This is a genomic window from Endozoicomonas sp. G2_1 (genome assembly GCF_017744155.1).
Taxonomy (GTDB): Bacteria; Pseudomonadota; Gammaproteobacteria; order Enterobacterales; family Alteromonadaceae; genus JAGHQT01.
In genome coordinates this window covers 72,371-95,845 of record NZ_JAGHQT010000003.1, presented here as the reverse complement: position 1 = coordinate 95,845, position 23,475 = coordinate 72,371, and the positions used below count along the sequence as shown (strand labels likewise).

The following is a 23,475-nucleotide window of genomic DNA, read 5'->3' as shown; positions in this document are numbered from 1 at the left end:
GACCTCTTAAATCCATATGTAGTTGCGGTAATAATCCGTGATATTGTCCAAAACGAGAATCTTCCTGCGTTTGGACACCCTATCTAACAAATGTTGGTACTTTGATACCGCAAGTTGACGATTCTCCACTGGAACCAAACATTGTAAGTTTTCTTCTAATAAACTTTCGTATTCGGCAAAACTCAATTCTGTACGAGCGCTTAGATAGTCACCAATTTGCATAGGCTTCAAATGATTTTTAGAATCTCTGGAAAGCAATAAACTAAAGAATTCAGATGAACATCCAGACCCATAGGAAAATAACCCAACCCGATCTACATCGTTAACGTGAATGTGATCTATGGTACTCGCTAAGGCCAAATAGACTGATGCCGAACACAAATTCCCCACCATTGAAGGGTAGTGCAAAGAAGGCGTTAGCCGACGCTCAAAATCTTCTGAAACAAGCGCGACATCTGCAATGCCCGCTTCCCTCAACATTTTTTTATGCGCCGATTTGACCAAACCGGCAAAGGGCGTGTGAAATGCGAGATGGTTAAAGGTGTTTAGAAAGTCGGCTCCAGTCACTTTACTTTTGTAATTCTCAAAGCTTTTACTTAAACAATCTAAATAAACAAAAAGAGAACCATCTACGTCAGCAATTTCATGTTGTGCCGTTGGCCGAGCAGAATCAAGAACTTCAAAACTGTGTAATCCAAAAGCCCCTAGATCAAATTGGGCGATTTTTGGGTTATTACTCAGTAACAAGGCTGAACTTCCAGCTCCAACAGTCGGCTCCATGTACTCTGCACGAGCGTTAACAATCGCAACATCAGTTCCAATTACCATCACTTTTGCATTGCTTGAAATACCAGAAGCCAGGTAACCCACAGCCAACTGAATCGCAGCTGTTGATGCAAAGCATGCCTGTTTCACTTCCAACAGGCGACATGTATTTGCAAGACCTAGGTGCCGATGCACATAAGAGGAAATAGATTTGCTCATATCTATTCCCGATTCACTCGCAACCACCAAAATCTCTATTTGTGCGACTTCATCCGCAGTTAAGTTATCAATGATAGGCTTTGCTGCGTTGACGGCATTAGTAATGGGATCTTCGAACGGAAGATTGATCGCCCTGTTTTGCATACCCAAATTATTCATCCGTTTAAAATCCAAGCCACGTCCTTGAAACATCACTTCAACGGAAATTTGGGCTATTCCGCAATAGACATTCATCGCTTCTATGCCGACAACAGTGTTTAACTGCATACTCATCCCTTCATTTCCTTTTCTAAAAAGCCAACCATCTGGTTGATGTTTTTAAATTTGCTAAATTCAAATAAAGGAATGTCGGCACCTAATTGTTGTAAAATAGTGGACATAATTTCCACACGGTCTACAGAATCAGCGCCCAAATCGGATAAATGAACAGAGCCTAAAATTTCACTTTCTGGAACGTGGGGAAGGATGAGTTGAATAGTCCCCATCACCACACCAGCGATATCGGTGTTATGCATTTAATTTCCCTGAATTAGCTGTTGTACAGTCGCGATAGCAACATTGCGGTTAGAAATGCTGTCTTTAATGACTACATTAAAATAGTCAAACTCTGCGTCTTGCCACAATGTGACATTCAATGACAATATTGAGTCGAAATTAGCATTACTCACAAAACAAATTTTATGGTCGAGGACTATGCGTTCTAGGTAGGAGTTTTTATCACGATCTAGTCTTTTATACGTCTGCCAGATTGCTTTATCCACGATGGAAAAATAAGAAGCGAAGTAAAGCAAACCCACGCCATTTAAGTCTCTCGTGACATCTATTTCATAATCAAACTCAAACACTTCCTTTTGCGTTAATTCCCTTTGTTTATCTATCGAAAGAAATGATCCAGTACGTCGCGCCAGATCGTAAATAGCTCGAGGGGAATGCTTTACAGGTAATACAGGTAGTTCGCTGACATCGAATCCAATGGGGCTGGATTTAACAAGATTCTCATTACTTTTAGGTGCCGTTCTGGCAATCCATCGATTAAAATTTTGAATATAAATACTGTTTTCTTTTGGCGACTCATAGAACTCCTGAATAGAGAAGTCTTCGTGACTTCCCCCCGCAGACTTCTCAATTTTGTGCAGAGTTAAAATTGATTCGCTGCCAAAACTGAACAGTTGTGTCTGTATATTTAACAGATCACCAAAAGTGAGTTTCCCCAGATGAAATTTTTCATTTGCCTTTATATGGTAATAAAAAAAAGAGAGATACGTCGGCGCCCCCACCTCATTGTGAGCGTTATACACGTCGACACCGCAATGTTCATTAACCGCATCCCAAGTCCAGTCTCCGACACGACCTACAAACAAGGAATTATGTCCACACATACTCGGTTTGATAATCTCTTGCCTAATCACTTTTCCCGGCATTAGAGTCATTTCTCTGCCCTTTACACCTGCTTCGGCAACACTCATAGTTCTACCTCTTCGGCCATATTTTCGACACTGTGAATTTGCGCTGTTGTAAGCACAAAATCAGCGAGTATGGTGTTGCACTCACGAGCGTGAGTAAGCGTTGGAAAATGTCCTGCAGTTTCAATTTTTATCAATTTTGCACCCGTTATTTTTTCAACTAAGTGTTGTGTTACTTCTTCGTCAATTACAGAGTCCAGACTTCCTTGCAAAACCAAACAAGGAATATCTATTTCAGCTAATTTTTCTTTTAAATTCGGTAGGTTAGCTAACTCATCAATATACCTAAGTCCGGTTTTCGGATCCATGCTTTCGCATCTCAACAAGATATCAACGAAGCGACTTTTGTCATTAATAACCGCTTTGCTTTCAACTTTCTGCTCAATTTTGGCAAAATCCTCTTCAATAACTTCAATTAATGGGCTGACTTTGCCATCGCGGTTGCCAACTTTGTAAGAACTACAAATTAGTGTAAGTGAACAGCAAAGCTTTCGATGACGCTGAACAAACACTTGAGCCTGCAAACCACCAGCTGATGCGCCAACAACGTGTATAGGATGTCGGATGTGGAGTTTTTTCAAAATCTGTTGATATTGATCCGCGATAGTATCTAGTGACAACTGTTGCAATGATTCTGTTTCCCCAACACCAGGATGATGAATACAAATAACTTTGAAATGTTTACCCAATTCGGAAAATTGCTCAGCAAACAATCCAGCACCTATGTTGAATGGATGCATTAACAACAAAGGTTTTCCTTTGCCAATCACAAAGACTTCAAACTTGGCATTGTCTAAAGGAATAATTTTACGCCCTACCTTTGGCGCTTTTTCCTTGATAAGCAAATAGTTTGCGTCCTTAGGTCGCTCTGCCGCATTGGCGGCAGTTTTAACCATTTGACGATATTCATCTGGCGAATCTAATTTAGGTTTCGCCGGTGCCAGAATGTCAAATGACGCCAACAGTGGTGAGGCAGAATTGGATGTTTCTTTAAGAAATGGAATTAACGTTTTCTTTTTAAAGATTGTCTGTATTCGAGCTGCAACTTCCTCAATTTGAAGTTCAGACAGACCGAGTGGAATTGCAACCCTAATGGTCTCACCGTATTTACCATACTGTTGGTTTAAGTGTTTAGCAGCTCTGACCCCCGTATTAATATAGAGCCAGTATAAAAATGCATCGACTCGCTGCTTTGAGTTGGAATCGACAAACTCAGGTGCATCAAATAGTGACACTTTCGAAACGTCAACGATAAGACAATGACCACATACATGCTTAATAAAAGGTAAATCTACCTTCGTAAGCTGTTCTGCTAATAGCGAAACATTCTCAATACGCATGCGACATTGCGCTTCGACATATTGAAAATCGTTGACCGCATAACTAATCAATTTGCGACTTTCAGCATTCACCCAATGACCACGAATAGATATCTGTTCATTCAAATATTCGCCAACAAACTCATCATGCGTCGCCACCAAGCCGCCAAAATTGAGTCCATAGTCTTTTGATAAACTCATCGTTAAAGAATGACAACAGTTGATAATTTGTATAGCGATCTCTTGTACACTTTGGGTTTTATAACCAGCTTCATATTGCTGAATAGCGATAGCATTTTCCATCAGCCTTGTTGCATCCAGGACAAGTGGAATGGCGTTTTCATCGGCAAGTAACTTAACTTGCTGCAAATTGGATAAGGATAATGGCGCACCACCTAAACTGTTGTTATTAAGTTCTAGACAAATAAAGGCGACGTCATGGTCGCTGACGAGATACTCTCTCAATTTACTAACATCTACATTGGCACCAAATACTGGCTCATTTTTATCTAGCTCCAATTCAGCTGGAGACAAACCTTTGTCTAACAATGAGAAGTTCCAGCTAGGGAACAAACCATTGTTTAACACTTTACTTCCTTTTGTTGGAAGTGCTTTACACAGAGCAGTTTCAGCTTCCTTACCTGACGATGTGGCAACGGCAAACTTGGTTGGCAGCCAAAATGGTTTTTCTACATACGTTGAACGATTTACCTGTTCACGCAAAAACCGCATTCGATCATAGGTGATGCTGCTATTCTGCTCCGTCCAAGAGTCGCTTATGAAATCAAAATCAACTTCTGCAGACTGCAGCCGTATTAGGTTGTTGTCTAGGGTTTGTAATAATTTGCTCCTTTTTTGAATTGTATCTAAGTGCTCCTCAACAGAACCAGGCAGATTAACATTTACTACCGGTACATTTTCCAATTGCGGATTTGCTATTGTGAGCAAGATATCGGAAACGGATGTCGCATCTGGTTCGTCTGGTCTACATAAATACACCGTCGCATTTGTCGTACGGAATTTGTTTTTAAATTGAACATTACCGTCATTGTTTATTAGGCCCAGTGTTTTCAGGTCTTCTAACTCTCTAACAGCGTTGGAGTCGGCATTATCAGACTCGCCTTCAACCACACCAAAGGTTCCGCCAAAGCTAAACATGTCGCATTTTTCTTCAATGAGTCGTTCAAATATTTCGACTATTGCGAACTCAAGACCTCCTATGGGTTCGGATTTGTCGTAGAACTCCAAATCGAGAAGGTAACCGTTTTCCGACGGAATTTTGGTAATGATTATCGCGTTTGACAACCTACCGTCCAAGCGCGTTAGAAACATCCTATGACCGGTCCCCAAGATCCCATTCGAAATCTCTTTTTTAACACGATGAACATAAGGGTTGGTCATTTTCTTACCACTTGCCCAATTCTCTATCACTTCACAGATTTCCAGATCAACATTGGCGTCAGATCCTACTGCATACTCAGAGGTTTCAACTCGCTTTGCCGACTTTGAGAACTTGTTAACCAAATAACGTAATTTACGCATAGCCTGGCCTTTTAGAGTGAAAGAAGGCAAATCAACAAAACGCTGTAATACGCCGAAAGGCGTCGAAGTAAATGGAATTCCTTGGGCATTATCGATAGGTATCAGGGAATTAAAATTCGCCTTTATCCCCTGTTGTTGCGCGTACTCAACATACTCTCTGGCAATTTCCGGCAAATATTCCTCACTTCCTACATAACTAAAAGAAAAAAGGGCAATATGATTCTGAGTAAAATTAAAGAAGCCTTTTTTTGATGAACCCAAAAAAATCAATGGGGCAATATCACGACCCGGTAAGCCCCCCTCTTTGCCAAATTGCAGCAACAAGTCGTCAATAGTACGCTGTAAATCTTTATCAGAAGGTAGCGTTCGCTTGGGAATAACGATTGGTTGCTTGGATTCCACGACACTGTTAACAGTGACACACGGTGCATGAACTTTTCGATTTTCTTGCTGTTTGTTTGACACATCCAAACTGGATAAAAACACTTCCAACTGTGGTAGAGTCGAACAATCAAATAACAAGCTTTTACGCAATGGACCAAAGTCTTGTTCCAAACCAGAAACGGCTTTGAGCATTTCAAATGACGATAGCTGTTCTTCAAATGTTCTGTTTACCTCTATATCTTTTGACAAAATTTCCGCGATTTTTAAACCAATATGACTTTCAGCCTTATCATGTTCAACGTCGAACGGTGCTAAATTCTGAACGTCGCTCGGTACGCTATCGCTGAAGGTTGATAATGTTTCATTTTGAATAACCGCGTCATTAACACCATCGTCGTCCCCATTAATAAAACGAGCTAATTTCTCGATGGTATTGTTTTCAAAAAGAATCGTTTTGCGTATTGGTCCCGTCACTTTTTCTATTTCTGCCACCAGCCGCAGCATTTCAAAAGAACTGATATATTCAGAAAACACCGCGTTCTGAGCTAGCTCTCTTGAAGTGACGGAAAACACCATCTGCTTAATTTGAGATAGAGATATTTTTTCTCTTTCAGCCGGCTCTGTTAACGATTCCTGAGTGACCTCTAATTCCACAACAGTTTCTGGCTCAGGTATTGTTTGCGTGTCGTTTAAAACAGTTTCTGGGTACATGGAAAGGATGTGCTCGGTTAATGCTTGAACAGTACTAAACTCGTAGACATCTGCTGCGAGGATCTCAGTCTCGTACATTTCATTAATCTTACGAATAAATTGGATACCAAAAATTGAATCTAGTCCCAGCTCAACAAAATCTTGTTCATGGGACACTTCATCAACTGGTAAACCTAACAAGTCACTGAGTGTTGCCGCGACAAACGCTGAAACAGAAGCTTGCCCTGTTGAAACTTGGTTTTCCCCCGAATGGACCGACGTGCTTTTTTGCAACTTTTGTTGAGTAATACTTTCATCAGGAGTATGTGACAAAGTGACAGCCGCGCTTGTCGGTGGTGAGATTTGCCCCGGCTTTGCAAATACCTGAGATAATGTCACCTTTCCGTTAGACTCATTACTTTTGCTAGTCGGAATAATTGCTTCATTTAAATTCATTTTATGTTCACTTGAATTGAACACGTTTTTACTGTTGCCAGCTTCCAGACTATCTCCTGTCGTTAAAGATTGGGCAACATCCTGAAACCAGAAACGCTTCAATTGCAGTGGAAAAGAAGGAATACCATTCACTCTTTTAACCTTGCCATCTACTAATGTTGGCCAACTAACCTTATCGCCATTCAACCATTGCATTATTTGTCTGCCTGTAACATTGCTAGGGAAGAAGTTAGCTTGGTCGCCACGTTGCCATTGACTATAATCCTGCGATTGACCTTGAGCATATTGTCCCAGGTGATACATGAGTTCTTCGTGATTTGTCGCCACAAAAGCAACCCTGTATTGCTCCTCCTTTTTTCCATACATTAGTGTGTTAGCCAATGATTTCAGATCAACTTGAAGGTTGTTTTGAAGGCAGCGCGTTATTAAATCTACATAGCTATTGAGGGCCTCTGGAGTAGGCGCAGACAATAGAAATACGTTCTTAGATGATTGGGGGCTATCAGAAACCGCTGCATCCCGCCCAACCGCCTGTAAAACAATATGCGCGTTGGTGCCACCAAAACCAAATGCACTCACACCAGCACGCCTCACCATCTTGCCGTCCTCAGCTTCAACCGCCTTCCAATGCTCTGTTTGCTGCTGTACATAGAATGGTGTCTGTTCTAAATTAAGATATGGATTTTCTTCCTGGAAATTCAACGTTGATGGTAACACCTTATGTTTCATGGCGAGCAACACTTTGATGATACCCGCGATACCGGCAGCAGCTTCCAGATGACCAATATTGGTTTTGACTGAACCAATGGCCGTTGATTTCCCTTCCGAAAACGTATGTCCAAATTCGGCATATAACCCTTTCATGGCAATTTTCAGCCCTTCAATTTCTACGGGGTCCCCTAATTGGGTACCGGTACCATGCGCTTCGATATAACTCACGGTTTTTGGATCTATATGTGCGTTCTTATATGCTTTTTGTATCACGCGTGATTGAGCCGTTGGACTAGGTGCCGTCAACGAATTTGTTCGACCACCATGGTTTACGGCGCTGCCTTTGATGACAGCATAAATATCATCGCCATCGCTCAAGGCTTGCGAATAGGGCTTTAATAAAATTGCGCCAACGCCTTCACCTCTTACATAACCATTTGCGGATTTATCAAAAGTCTTACACTTATAATCGGGACTCAGCATTCCCGATTGTGAGAATGCAGAAAAAAGCCCTGCACCTAAGAGTGCGTTAACACCACCCGCAATCGCTGTAGAACATTCACCATTTTTGATCGCCGTCACAGCTCTGTGGATTGCCACCAGAGAACTGGAACAAGCAGTATCTACAACTTCACTAGGCCCTTGTAAGTCGAACATGTAGGAAACTCTATTCGCCAAAATAGAATGTGCAATTCCAGTTGCGGTATGAGCTTCAACATTAACGCCATGCTTGCTCATTAAATCATTGTAGTCAGTGGTACTAACACCTGCGAAAAGTCCGGTTTCAGACCCAGCAAAATCACTAATTCGATAACCCGCGTCGTTCACCGTACGCCAGACAACCTCCATAAACAGACGTTGTTGTGGATCCATATTGGTCACTTCTGCCGGTGATACTTTAAAGAACTTAGCGTCAAACTCCGCAATACGCTCGACAAAACCCGCCTTCATATTCTTTAAATATGAGTCCGCAAGGATATCGGTTCTATCCGACGGTACTTCGGCAATTAAGTCTCGATCATTTGCTAAATTTTCCCAGAAATCAGATAGGTCATCTGACTGTGGAAAAATCCCACCAACACCTATAATCGCTATATCTTGATTATCTTGTACTGGGGGTAATTGTTGTTTTATCGGCGCATGATCGACTGATGTATCGTTTAAGTTTCTGGCCGCAGCTGAGTCAGTAATCTCGAGCTCTGTTTCATAAGTGCTATTGATTGCAAGTGAAGACATATCGCTCGTCTCAAAACTCGCGATAGTGTTTAACGCCTCTCGATGCTCTCGAAGAAGAAATTCAGCGATAGCATATAGTGTTGGGCAATCAAACAACATTTGAGGTGTAAGGCTTAAATTGAGTGAAAGATTGATATCTTCCAAAAGCTCCACCAGTGACACTGAGTCAAAACCCATCTCAAGTAGTTCGGCGTTTAAGTCAACTTCACTTCCTTGCACCATCAAAAAACGCGCCGCTTTTTCTTTTAATAAGGATAAAGCTATAGTCTCTATATCTTGGTTACTTCTGTTTTCAAACTCATTTTTCGCTTTCGCTGAAGTTTGCAAAGCACTCTCACCGTTTACGGATGCTTTTTTTGCCTTAGTTTGAGAGGGTTGAACTACTTCTCCAGTGTAAGAGCTATCTTCAGCCAAATCGTTACTAGTGGCAAAGACATCAAGTTCTGATAGATAGACTGCGAAACTGCGTAAGGTAGGATGATCAAACAATACCTGTGGCATCAATTGAAGTTCAAATATCTGATTAACTTCTTCCAATAATTCAGTAATAGAAACTGAATCAAAGCCAAGTTCTAATAGTTCCGCATCAAGGTCAATTTCCTCTTTACCAATCAATAAGAACTGGCTCGCCGCATCTCGGATTCGACTTTCAATATGCTCTTTACTCGTTTTCTTCGTTTTATTGGCCAGTTTAGGAACAGCCTTTTTACTGTTCAAAAGGTTTATAGCTATCTCTAATCCTTTCATTTCCCCGATGATGATTTGTTCATCGTTGAACACAGTTAAGTTGAACAGGCGCTTTCCTGTTTGGTGGTCATCCGCAGTTACTTCGGTAATATGCACCCAAGCAGGTTTGTCAATTGCATCGAAGAGTGACAGGTGGCGAATACCAGATGGAATATAAGATAAGTCACTATCATCTAGGGCTGCGACCGCTTGCAATGCCCCATCTAATAGTGAAGGTACGATTTGTATACTTTGGTTATTTACAGCTGAAAATTCTGCATTGTCCAATCTAACTAATAGTTGTTTATCACCAAGCCACAATGCGCTTACAGATTGAAATGATGTATCGTGATTTAAACCGGCTACATTTAACCTTGCGTAAAATTCACTGACATTTAACGGTTCCGAGCATGATCTTTTTATTGCAGCTAAATCCTTTGTGACAATTTGTTGCGTTTCTCTCAGGACCGACCCAACACACAACACATCATCGTTATTACCATCGCTGAATCTAAATAGTTGAGCGTTAACAGGTGCCACCAGTTCCAACTCAATCGTTTTCTCACTGGCATTCATTCGAACTGGATTGACCCATTTAACGTCTTTAAAAGTGAGTGTGCTATCACTTCGTAAGTCGCAATCTAAATGTTGTCGACACAACTCAAAGTAGTATACACCCGGCAACCAAGTTTCATTATTAATTCGATGCCCTTTGCAATAATATGCATTCGCCTCTAATACAATATTGACGCTTTCGGTAAAGGCGGATTCGGAAGAAGTGCCCCCTTGTTGCATCACAGTATTCTTTGTCGCCCCGGTGTTTGCTTCGGGTGCTTTTATATCTAACCAAAAGCGCTTTCTATTGAAAACATAGCTAGGGAAGGCACATATTTTAGGTCGTTCATCTTGCCATAACATACGCCAATCTACATCGATTCCGCGAACCCACATTTGAGCCAACTTTTTCAGACTCCCCGAATCTAGAAGCTGTTGAATAAAAGTGCTGCCAACCTCATCATTAAAAATCGACACATCAGAAGAAAATCGTTCCAGGTCATCTTGCCAATACAAATTTGATGCACGTTGTTGTGTAATATCATTCAAAGTCATCAAGAGAGATGGCACGTCGTCAGCCAAAATCGCAAGTCTTGCAGACATTTCAATGCGACCTAATTGAGAGCTGTATGCAAGTGACGCGATATCAAGCTGCTGGCCAGCTTCGCTTTCTAAATAAGTCTTCGTTACCTTTGCCAGATTCATTAAATCGTTTTTGGATTTCGCTGAAAGCAAAATCAGCTGTTGTTTGCGGTTGTGCTCGCTTAAACGACGATCAACATATTCCTCAACAATGAGATGTGTATTGGCGCCACCAGCGCCAAATGAACTGATCCCTGCGCGTCTGGGCACCACCTGTTTAACACCGTCAATTTCTATTTCTTGCGTTTCCCAAGGCGTGAGTTGGTCCTGAGGTTTAAAAGGTGAATTAGCAAAATCGATTTTGGGATTAAGCTTGTTCAAGTGCACATTAGGTGCAAGCTGTTTATGTTTCAGCTGCAGCAGTACTTTAGTTAGCCCAACAATACCAGCAGCCCCTTCTAGATGACCTAAATTGGATTTAACTGAACCAATAGCGCAATAATGGGTATCCTTAGTTTGCCCTTTGTATGCACGGCTTAAACCTGCGATTTCAATGGGGTCTCCTAAAGACGTGCCTGTTCCATGCGCTTCCACATAGGAAATGGTTCTTGGATGCACACCTGAGCGCTCCAGAGCCTCAGCTACTAAATGACTTTGAGCATTCGGATTGGGAACCGTATACCCGGCTGTCTTACCACCAGCATTAACAGAACTGGCTTTTATGATACCCAGTATCTGATCATTGTCTTTCTCAGCTTGTCTTAACGGCTTCAATAACACCGCACCAACACCTTCCCCAGGAGCGAAACCATCCGCCGATTCATCGAATGTTTTGCTTCGACCTTGTGGAGACAACATTTTCAATGCGTTCAGTGAAGCAAAATGCGCTGGGTGTAAAATGACATTCACACCACCGGCAATTGCCATATTGCACTCACCCCGTCTTAAGCTCTCGCAAGCGAGATGTACAGCCGTCAAAGAAGAGGAACAAGCCGAGTCGACACAAAAACTGGGACCTTGCAGGTCAAAAGTGTAAGAGACTCTGTTGGCCAATGACCAATGAGCAGAATGTGGACCTGTCAAAAGCCCTTCGTTCCATCGCGTCGCTGCAAGCTGACCGTAGCCGGCGTACATCGAACCGACAAATACACCAGTATTAGCTTGTTTGCGGTATTTACCCAAATAGCCAGTAGAGGCGAGTAGTTCCCAGCTTGTTTCTAGAAACAGACGTTCTTGTGGATCAATGTTCACCGCATCTTTTGGTAATATATTAAAAGGTGCCGGATCAAACTCATCGATATTATCAAGAAACGCCGCAGGCCCGGGGCCCATTCCTGCTTCAACATAGGGGTGCCAATCTTTTCGGTCCTTGGGTAAGTCTCCCACCAAATCGGTACCTGAAGCCAGTTTTTGCCAAAAAGTCTCCAAATTGTTTGCTTGTGGGTAACGGCCACTCAAGCCAATAATGGCAATGTCTGTTACATCCGATTTATTCCGATTGTTCAAAGATTCGTGTCGTTGTTCATTTTCTTCAACAAGTGCCTCTTGTACCTTTGTGTTCTGTGCTTCAATATTCTCAGATGCTGGTTTTGCAATCACCTGCGTACTCGGAGCTATGAGCCGCATCAGTTCACTCAATTTCTCCTTTTGCATATATAGAGCAAGCTCATTCAAGGTTAAATGTTCAAACAAGAGGGTTGCCGGTAGGTCGCCTACGTCCTTCTCCAGTCTGGATATCACTTGCTGTCCAACTAACGAGTCGATACCAAAACTTTCAAAAGTAGAGTGCTCATCTAACAATGATTCATCACATTCCAATACCTGAGCGAAGAGCGAAATCAAGTACTGTAAGATGTCACCTGTAGAGATTGAAAAAGCATTTGTTTCAGAATCAGAAGTAACGGCATCAAGTTGCGTGCTACTTTCAGACTCAGATAAGCGACTCTGCTCGCTAGTCATTTCTCCAAACAGGTTTTTCATTTTCACGGTTTTGTAGGTCATGAAAAAATCGGCAAGCTGTGAAATGTTTAGATACTCAAACAGCAGTGTGGCAGGCAGCTCGCCAAAATCTTGCTCTAACCTCGCTGTGAGAGTTTGTCCTACAAGCGAATCGATACCGAATTGTTCAAATGTATCATCTGCGCCTATGTCCTGCTCTTGATAATTAAGTACGTTTGCGAAAACAGAAGACAGATACTTTATCATTTCCTGTTTTTTGCCGAGTCCCTGAGACGCTGGCTGTGCGATTGAATTCAGGCTTGCTGAGCGCAAACTGACAATGTTTGCTTCTGGAGGCATATACGCGGCGCTAATAATGCATTGTTCCAATGCCTGACCGTCGGTACCTGGGATTCCACTGATTTGCGTATTGTCAAACCCGCCGTTTTCCAACAATGACTGCCAATTGGCTGGACTCAGAATAGGCGTGTGAGCAATTCTTCTTTCACTGTCGTTAAACGCCCACCAATCTTGCAACAACCCAAAAGTCAGAGTGAGAAAGTCATATCGTTGCGTCACTTCATTTATGATCACAATACCTTTAATTTTTAACAACTTACTTATATTATTAACACAGGTTTGCATATCTTTGGCAACATGCAAAACCATTGTCGCCAAAACTATATCGTAACTGCCCAAATCAAAACCCTGTTCCTCAAGCGGCTTTTCAATATCTAACAATTGAAACTTCATAAAGGGGTGCTTGGGTAAATAATGGGTTTTTCCATGTGCTAAGAAAGCTGACGACACATCGGTATAACAGTATTCCACATCCAACCCTGCCAGCGCAGGTAACACAAACGCACTAGTGCCTCCAGTCCCGGCTCCTATCTCCAAAACTCGAACTCGACGCTGCTCAGTTTGATTCAATCGCGAAACTTGCTCCTTCACCTGAATTGCCACTATTTCATTGTAATAATTAGCAATCGGCTGCCCTTTATAGATGCCCTGTACCAGCTCAACTGAACCTTTGGGGAAAAGAATATCAGTGCCTTTCACGGTTTGATTAAACATCGCCGGTAAAGAGTCAACACAAGTAGTTAACAGATTCAGATGTGCAGACATATCGGGATAATCATTAATAAATGAGTCGCTAATATCGGTAAAATTGTTAAGGGTGTAGAGGGTTTTGATTAAACCATTATTGCGCTCTATGTAACCTGCACGCTCCGCCATTTCTAAGATTGCACTGAACAACGGCCATAAATACTTAACACCGCCAAGGCGTAATTTTATCGCTGATTCAGCAACAACGCCTCCTTGCTCAGGTAACCAACCACGCTGGATCAGTGTTGTAACAACGCGCATTTGCCCCAGTTTTTCAAGTTCACAGTATGCACTTCGGGAACGAATTAGCGCCGGCATATCACGGGGTTCCCTTTGAGAATCGATGATGCCAAACCATTCTTGCAATCGCTCTTTGGCAGCTTTGATAATTAGCCTTTGAGTTTGTTCACCACGTAAGGCCTGCTCCATTGCATTCATCGCCTCAGTCGGCTCTATTGACCAAAGGCCAATTTCATTCATTCTTCTTTGATAACTAGGATCGGACACTGCGCCGACACTGCCCCAGTACCCCCAATTAATCACTCTGGTTCTATATGGTTGGGTTGTCTGTAGATAATGTCCAATAGCATCTTCGAATGTGCTGGCTGCGGCATAATTTGCTTGACCAGGGGTTTCAACAAAAGAAGCAGCGGATGAAAATAACAATAGAAATTTCGGATCATACTTAGACAAAGTTTGCGCTAAATTTGAAACGCCCTGTAATTTTGGCGCAATGACCCGTTTAAAGTCATCATCCCCCATTTTTAACATCGACATATCATTGAAGATACCGCCAGCATGAATTGCTCCATCCAACCTTAAACCGTTCTCAGTCAAACAAGTATCGATGCTTTTTGATAAAGCCGTCTGATCAGTGATACTGGCTTGAATATAATATGCCGTCCCACCTCGGCGTCTAATATCTTCAAGTTTATTGCGGATACTTTCGTCAATTTGACGACGTCCAAGCAATAAAACGTTTGCTGAATAAGTTTGTGCAAGGTATTTACCGACTTCGAAGCCAATTCCACCAGCGCCCCCAACAATCAGATAACATCCCCCTTGCTGAAAACTGATATTGTTGTCCGTAGCGTATTCGCTCTCTAATTTAAATCGACGTCCATAGCGTTTACCGTCACGTATAGCGATTAAACCGCTTATTTGTGGCTCATTAACAATCGTCAACGCCGTGTTTGCAACATCGAACATAGCATTTGTGGACACATCGACGATTTTTACATTCCATAGTGGATACTCAGCCGCTATCGCTTGTGATAGCCCAACCAACCCTGCACCAGAGACGTTGACTTGGTCACTGCCCTTAACCTTGAGTGTTTGTTCACTCACAAAAGTTACATTGATGGCATTTCTTGCGTTGGACGCCAAAAGTAATTTAGTTGCTTTGTAAGCTTGGAAAACACCCGAGTCATTTAAACCATCCTCACTTGAGCCAATAAAGTAGACAGCATCAACATCGAGCCCATTCAATTTACTCTGGAAGGTGGTGTAATTCAGAACAAGGGCATCAGAATATAGTGCTGAAATAGCAATACCTAACGGATGATTCACTTCAGGACTGATAATCACGACTCGATTCTCATCCAACAACCTCGCCATGACTTTGGGTTGTTCGATCCATTCTGCGACATATGAATGATTTTCTGCAGGCATCTGGCTGCCCGATTTAGTCCCCAACGGCCTTAATAAAAATCCTTTGCAAGCAACACATAGTTCACCTTGCTGATTTAAAACTTCAATATCGTATGTCCAGCGACCCGTTTTCTTTATGTACGCAAAAGAATAAACACCATTTAAGGGTTGTATATAAGTGAGTTCTTCCAGCATATACGGCACGGCGGGACCGACTTCAGAGCGTCCGTGAAGCTGGGAAATACTTTGGAAAGCCGCATCAAGAATACCAGGATGCATGAAGTATGGGTGATGCAAAAATTCGGATAGCTGAATCTCACCTACTGCTTCGTTATCACCGCAGTAGATTGCCTTTAAATTTCTATAGCCATCACCGTATTCGATCCCTGCCTCACTAAACGCTGTGTATATATCCGTAGAATCAATCTGTCTGCTACAGCGTTGCTTTATTGCCTGAATGTCCTTTTTGGCAGCACTTTCAGTATAAGATGCATTATTCACAACGCGCCCTTCCACATAGGCCGTGTTAGATTCCTCCAAGACTAGGCGAAAAGCCTGCTCCTCAGCTTGTTCCAAAGCTATACGTTGAGGCTTTCCAAGAATTGGCATTTGCCACTTAACTTTTGAAAGTGTTACTGGCGCCTCTTTTTGAGACACCATTGCACTTGCAACGGCCATTTCCAGACTCACTACCCCTGGTAGGGTCGGCTTGCCATTCACAATATGATGTTCTAGTAACCATCCATTATTTTGCAGATCTCCGATTAATCCATTCTGTAAATCCGTTTCTGCCAAATTGGCGTAGTTGTTGATAAATACGTGCTGTCCAAATGTTAACTGCGCCATTTTGCTTCTCCTGTGCTGGCTTTTTTCTTCTGAATGGAAGTCTTGAGGTACCGGATGCTGAGTATTGAATGTTGATGACTCTGAAGAGGCTGCCTTGTTGCTTTGGCTGTCTATCCAGTGCCTGTGTTTAGTAAACACATAGCCAGGAAGAGAAACTTTTCGGCCATTATCTAGACCTGGGATGAACTCCCATCGTAAACTCCCCCCTTGCATATAATGAATCGCCAACTGTTCCAGTCCCCACCTAATGAGTTCGGGAGATGGCATGCCTTTTTTTAGTTGAGGGTACACTTCTTTTTCATTAGCCTCAGCGGCATGACTGCGCAGTACAGCAAAACTCTCTGTGCGATTTATTTGTCCCAACCGCAAAGATAAGTCTTGTTTATCATTTGCTACCAACGCGAGCCTGTAACGAAAATGGGTTCTTCCCCGCGCCAATGTATAAGCAATATCTCCAAGCGAAACGTCAGGCTCGTCTTTTAGCCATTGTTCCAAATCAACCACCCGACGTTCCAAAGCTTGTTCGTCATTCGCAGACAATAAGATTAAAGTCGGGCAACTCTCACCAAAGGATGTTTTTTGTTGTGGAGGCGGACTACCGAGTATCACACAAGCATTTGTCCCACTAAATCCAAAACTACTAATTGAGGAAATTAATCGACCTTGGTCGTTAGCAACCCAATCCATTTTTTTCTCTACCACGAAAATGGGACTTTCGGAAAAATCTATTTTTGCATTTGCTTTGCTGTAATTCAGACTTGGAGGTAGCTGACGATGTTTAATGGCCATCAATGACTTCAATAAGCCTGCAATTCCAGCAGCCATGGTAGTATGCCCAATATTTGATTTGACAGAGCCTAGACCAACTCGCTTCTCCTGCGATTTTCCGTACACATTTTTAAGTGCATTAACTTCAATCGGATCACCTAAATTAGTCCCTGTGCCGTGAGCTTCAATATACCCAATGTCTTCAGCCGTTAGCTGGGCTCTAGACAGCACTTTGTTCATCAGCATTTCTTGCGACTCACCACTAGGAGCCGTTATGCCATTTGACTTGCCATCATTATTTATCCCTGACCCATGAATAACAGCATGAATATGGTCACCGTCTTCAATAGCTTTAGAGAGGCTTTTTAGCACTACGACGCCTGCCCCTTCTCCCAGAACCGTGCCATTAGCTTTTTCATCAAAAGGCGAACAATGACCGTTGTCAGACAAAATGCCCATTTGGGAAGATCGGATTTGCAGCTGTGGCGTTAACATAAGGGCGACACCGCCGGCTAATGCGACTTCACAATCACCACTGCGAATACTGTCACATGCCATATGCACCGAAACTAAGGAAGAAGAACAGGCCGTATCCACCGCAATAGCCGGCCCACAGAAGTTTAAATGGTAAGATATACGGGAGGCTAATATAGACGGTACTAACCCCAGAAATGCTTCACCTGTGTTCCCCTTACCCGATGCCATTAGCCAATCAACATAATCACCCACTGCGCATCCGACGAATACACCAATATTTTGTTTCTCTTTTGTTCTAACGGCGTAACCGGCATCTTCTAAAGCGCGCCAGGACTCTTCCAAAAAGATACGCTGTTGCGGGTCCATCAATTTTGCTATCAATGGAGAAATTTGAAACACACCTGAATCAAAAGACGCGACATCATCTAACAGGGCAGCCCATTTATTGCCGATTTTTAGAGGGTCTGTGCCAGAGGGATCATAATAACTATCCAGGGGCCAACGATTTTCGGAAACAGGTGAAATGCTGGAATGTCCATTGCTCAAATTTTCCCAGTACTCATTAACATCCGACGCACCTGAAAAACGCCCTGCCATTCCAATAATAGCAATGTCGCTTTCATGCCCTCCTTTGGACACATCTATTGGGGAATGGGGGCTATTACCTTTTTGGGTACTATTATCCTGCGCCAAAATGTGGTCATTCTGCCAACCAATCCCTTTGTTTTCTTGCACAATATATTGTGCCAACTGTTTTATACTCGAATAATCGAATACTGATACAGCTTCCAATGCCATGCTGTAACGGCTATTTATCTGCTCAACTAATTCAACAACACCTGTCGATTCTAATCCCATATCACTAAAGCTTTTATCGATATCGATTTCGCCTTGGTCCAGGTACAGTATTTCAGCTAATACAGTTGCAATATAATGTTCAACACTCTCGATAATAGAAGACTCATTCTCCACGTTGCTTTGTAATGGGACTTTCAGACTATCCGTACGATCGGAAGTATCTATAAACAGTTTCTCAGCCTGTGTAGTAGTTTTCTCGTCAGCACTTTCAAGAGAAATTAACGGGGCATCTTCAGACAACAAACCTTGTCTAATACCTTTCCAACGCCCTAGCCAATAAGGTTGCTCGTCAAAAGGATAATTTGGTAACGCTATTCTTGCCGGCTTTTCAGAGTAGAATTTTTGCCACTCAACTTCACCTCCCTGTTGCCAGAAAAAGGCCAGTTTTCGGCACTCTTCGATGGACAGTTCAGCCATATTTTGCGGCTCTATATTCGGATATTGAGAAGGAGAATCTGCGCTTTCGCTCCAATCCCACTTGGCATTAAATCCATATTTCCTGTCGGCAATGAAGTCCCGAAGAGCATGAATGAGCTCATTGAGATCTTGTGTAATAACTACTAACCGCGTTGGCATTGCATCTCGACCAACCTGAATGCTATAAGCAAGGCTTTGTAAGTCAAAACTGATCGGTTCTTCTGCAGTGGAATGGTTTATTTCCCGTAGCAAGCTACCCGCTGTAGAGTCCAAGTTTAACTTGACACTGATATTGCCGAACCTTTGCTCAATTTTGGTTTGTAAACGCAATAGAGCATGACCATCAACACCCAAATCTTCAAAACTTTCAGCAATTGACTCCCTGTCAACATCAATATCTGCCTCTTGGGAAAGAAACTGAATAAGCTCTGATTCAGAGACTCTCTGAGTATTGGTGCTTTGGTTTTTTAACTTGTCTACTAACCAACTAACAAGTTGCTCAGCTTGTTGCTTTAATACCTTTGCAGAGCGCCCCGACAATGCCACAATCACCGGACCAGAAAGCGTTGAATCCTGTTTACCCTCTTTCTGATATTGCTCAATTACTACGTGAACATTACTCCCACCAGCGCCAAACGCACTAACTCCTGCCCGAAGTGGAGCCCCATTAATTGGCTGCCAAGGCTGTACTTGTGTTTGTACCGACACCGGCGCACGATCAAAGTCTATTTGGGGATTAAGGGTTTCTGTATGAATCGACGGTACCAGCGTCTTGTGCTGTATTTGTAACAAAACTTTTGAAATTCCTGCAATGCCTGCGGCGCTTTCCAAATGTCCAATATTAGATTTAACCGATCCAATTTTGCATTTGTCATCGTTAGAATCAGTGTCACTGTTAAATTTGCTAAAGGCTTGTCTGATGCCTTCTATCTCAATGGGATCGCCTAACGAGGTGCCGGTTCCATGAGCTTCAATATAGCCAATAGAATCTGGTGTCAATCCAGATCGAGCCAAGGCTTCAGAGATTAAGTCAGCCTGGGAACTTGGGCTTGGAACCGTATAACCACTGGTTTTACCGGAGTGATTGAGGTATGAGGTTTTGATCACACCAAGAATATTATCACCATTTTTTTCCGCATCAGCCAGTGATTTTAGTACTATAACACCAACACCTTCGCCCGGCACATAACCGGTTCCACCTTCCCCAAAGCTTTTACATAAGCCGTCATCCGACAAAAACTGACTCTGTGATAACTGCAAATATTTTGCCGGATGTGTAATAACATTTACCCCTCCGGCTAGCGCCATGCGGCACTCTCCACGTCGAATGCTTTCACATGCCAAATGCACTGCAGTTAACGAAGAAGAACACATAGTATCAACGGTTAAACTGGGGCCCGTTAAATTTAAACAATGAGAAACACGATTAGCGACTGAAGCGTGAATCGCTGTTGGAATGCTCGCTTCAAATTCAGAAGTCACCTGCTGATAATGGTTCCACATTACACCTGCAAATACGCCTATTTGAGAACCACTTAAACTACGCGGAGAGTAAGTTCCGTTTTCCAATGCCTCATAACAAGTTCTAAGAAAGAGCCTTTCCTGAGGGTCCATAAGTTCCGCTTCTTTGCGAGATATGCCAAAAAATTCGGCGTCGAAGAATTCAATATTGTCAATGAAGCCTCCCCAACGACTGTAAGTTTTTCCAGCTTCTCCTCTTCGAGGTGAAAAAATAAAATCATGTTCCCAACGGGATTCTGGCAGCGCTCTAATCGCGTTATGACCTGATTTCAAATTTTCCCAAAATTGTTCGATATTTCGGGCCCCGGGATATTGTCCAGCAACACCCACAATGGCTATTTCTGAATCTTCACTTGTATTCGGTCTGTTTACTTCTTCGATTATAGCCTTAGATTCCGGAGCAGGACCAAGTATTAGGTCTAATTGCGCTTCATCACCATATGTTAAGATTTGGCAAGGCGATTCAGACGATAAACAAACTTCCAATGCATTGAGCGCATCTGGTGTGGGCAAGGGTATTAGTCCCGTCGTCTGACTCGTCCTTTGCAACACATCTTTTAAGACCTGCATTCCGCCATCGGCCCAATAGGGCCAACCAATGGCCAAAGATTTTCCTGTTTTCTTGACTGCTCTTATTCGACAAAAGGATTCCATAAAGCCATTAGCAAAAGCATAATCACTTTGACCTATATTTGCGAAATTAGCCGACAACGATGAACAAGCTATAAAAACAGATAAATTGTCTCTACTGGTTACCTTATCGAGATTTACCAATCCTTCGGTTTTAACCTTTACAACTCGCTTTACTTGCGCTGATGTTTTTAGGAAATGTAAACCATCTGCTATGACCCCTGCTGTATGAATAATTCCTGCTATAGCCCCCCATTGCTCTCTTATCTGCACAAACGCTGTATTTAGGTTGTCATAATCGAGAATATCCGCCTGAACATAATGCACCGAATTTCCATTTCTTTGCCATTGATTTGCATAAGATTCAGGGGTGTTTAGGGATGACTTTCTTCCAATGAAAACGACCGTTGCTCCCAGCTCCTGCATTAGATAATTAGCGATATGCATACCGATAGCTCCAGCCCCTGCGATAACATAAACGCCGTGAGTTGCCATTACACTGGTAACCTGATGGTCAGATTTGACGATTTCCCGTTCACGCGCAAATCGCTTCACCACTCTACCTTTGCTGGTATAGCGAACAGCGGGCTCATAACCCACTTCGCTATCTTCGAATTCAGAGTGTAAATAAGTTTCTAATCTTGCAGCTGGCAGGCCAAGTGAATCTCCAACAATGGAGAATTGGATGTCGGGAGTTTCTTTAGCCACCGTGCGAGCGAATGACGCAATCGCCTCAAAGGAACAGTCTTGATAGGAATTTGTTTCCCGATACAAGACTTTAATTTTATAACGGTTAACCGGTTTGCTACTCACCAAAAATTTGGATAATCCGTAACAAGCCAAAATAGCTTCTGTAGCTTCAATTTCAGAGTCAAACAGTACAACCAGGTTTGATGGTATCTGGCGAGATGCAAAAAATCTGTCCAATTGCTCTCTAAGCCTTTCCAGCTCTACGCTTAACAACACATATTTATTAGGGTTTACAAACGCTTCCAGCTCCGATTTCAAACGTCGACAATCAAGAATGGCGATAGTAGAACTGTTATCTGAAGTGGGAAGATATGGTGTACGTTGCCATTGTTCGGTAAATCGCACCAATTTGGCATTACTGGGAGTTTCTTTAGTCTCCGTTGCAACTTCACTCAAAATTTGAATGAAATTGTCTTCTGTTGAAAACTGACTTTTCAAAAATTCAGCCAAACTTTTTACATTGGAATATTCAAACAATAATGTGGGATACAGTGGCTGGTTGAACACCTCTTCAAGTTGTGCCCTCAAATTCAGAAGGTCAGCACTGTCCAAGCCCAGCTGATAGAATCCTTCATCAACATTTATATCATTGCTTTCCACGCTTAATTTTTCTGAAATTAACTGCAACAACAGTGTTTCAATAGCGTGGTTCTGCTCTTCAGTGTGTTCACCTGTCACTTCGGTTAAAAGAGTGATCTCAAATTCAGAATCCAGATAAGTGACTAATCGCTGAATAGTGTTATGTTCAAACAATAATGTCGGATATAGCTTGTGTTCTATCAGTGATTCAATAGATTCACTTAGTTGCAGTAAATCCGTCGAATCCAAGCCAAGGTCATAAAACCCTTTATCAAGAGGTATATTTACTGCATCTGTTTTTAGTATTGTGGCAATCTCCTCCTTAATTGCCTTGACCAGAACCCCATCGCTAGGCAGTTCCTGCGACACAATTGTTGTTGAATCAGTAGTAGTTGTTGTTTCTGCAAGCAGTTTTTGAATATGCTGAGATTGCCTAATTCTTTTGCAGGTCAAGTTTTTAAAATAGGCAATCGCCTGGCCAGTTTCATCCACTAAATAGTAACTGTTGGAAATGATATCCTTTGAATCAGCCAATTTTTCTTTTTCAGGGACATAAATGGCACACTTACCCTGCGGACGTCTAAGTACCGCAAATTCTTCAATATACACAGGAATAAAGGGCTCACCGGGATCAAACTCTGTCCAGGCGTAAGCTAACAGCGTTGAGCCATCAAGAGTTGCCGGATGAAACACGAAATTTTCACTAAATACTTCAGCGCTTTTTGCCAGGTTTAGTTCCGCAAAAAGATAATTGTCACCAATGTACATCTGACCAAAACTTTTCATTTGGTCCCCATGAACGATGCCTTCTCGCTTTGCTATGCGATAGACTTCATCATTATTGCGAACAACGTTCGCTTCTGCTTTTAGTTTTGCGATTGAAAATGTTGGAAAACTCACCGATGAGGACAAATCTAATTTTGCAGTAAAATTATCTTCCCAGTGTGCAGTATCGTCTGCTGTTGAGTTTTGGCTCTTACCTGTAATACGAAATCTATTTTCAGACTCAGGTTCCAAATTAACTGCAATGTTTTTGTCAATACCAGGCCCGGTAGCAATTGCCTGATAAAACAGTACGTCGGTTATTGTGACATTTTCAAACCCAATACCTTTTGCTTCTAGTACACGTAAAACAATGTCTAAAAAAGTGACACCTGGCATTAGGGATACATCATGCACATGATGATTTTGCATAATGAAATCATCTTTTTTCAATTGCAGTTGGCAGCTAATTCGTTGTTCGTTCATAATTTCAGTCCATTTGTCCAGATATGACGTAATCAAAT

General features: G+C 42.3%; 4 protein-coding genes. All 4 read right to left on the bottom strand.

Annotated features, from left to right (window positions below; translation table 11 throughout):
* Positions 1-6: 6 nt before the first annotated feature.
* From J7384_RS05555 to J7384_RS05540, 4 genes are read right to left on the bottom strand one after another with little or no spacing between them, the layout of a single operon-like run.
* The gene (locus J7384_RS05555; protein ID WP_209111925.1) at positions 7-1,257 is read right to left on the bottom strand and encodes a hydroxymethylglutaryl-CoA synthase family protein; all 1,251 of its coding nucleotides are present in this window, start codon (positions 1,255-1,257) and stop codon (positions 7-9) included.
* Entirely contained in the window at positions 1,254-1,499 is a 246-nt protein-coding gene (locus J7384_RS05550; protein ID WP_209111923.1) for a phosphopantetheine-binding protein, read from the bottom strand. Before J7384_RS05550 ends, J7384_RS05555 begins: the two co-directional genes overlap by 4 nt.
* Positions 1,500-2,450 carry an LnmK family bifunctional acyltransferase/decarboxylase gene (locus J7384_RS05545; RefSeq protein WP_209111921.1) on the bottom strand — a complete coding sequence of 317 codons (951 nt, stop codon included), beginning with the start codon at positions 2,448-2,450 and terminating at the stop codon, positions 1,500-1,502. It abuts the gene before it with no gap.
* Positions 2,447-23,473: an SDR family NAD(P)-dependent oxidoreductase gene (locus J7384_RS05540; protein WP_209111919.1), complete on the bottom strand. Its 21,027-nt coding sequence runs from the start codon at positions 23,471-23,473 to the stop codon at positions 2,447-2,449. Before J7384_RS05540 ends, J7384_RS05545 begins: the two co-directional genes overlap by 4 nt.
* Positions 23,474-23,475 lie beyond the last annotated feature (2 nt).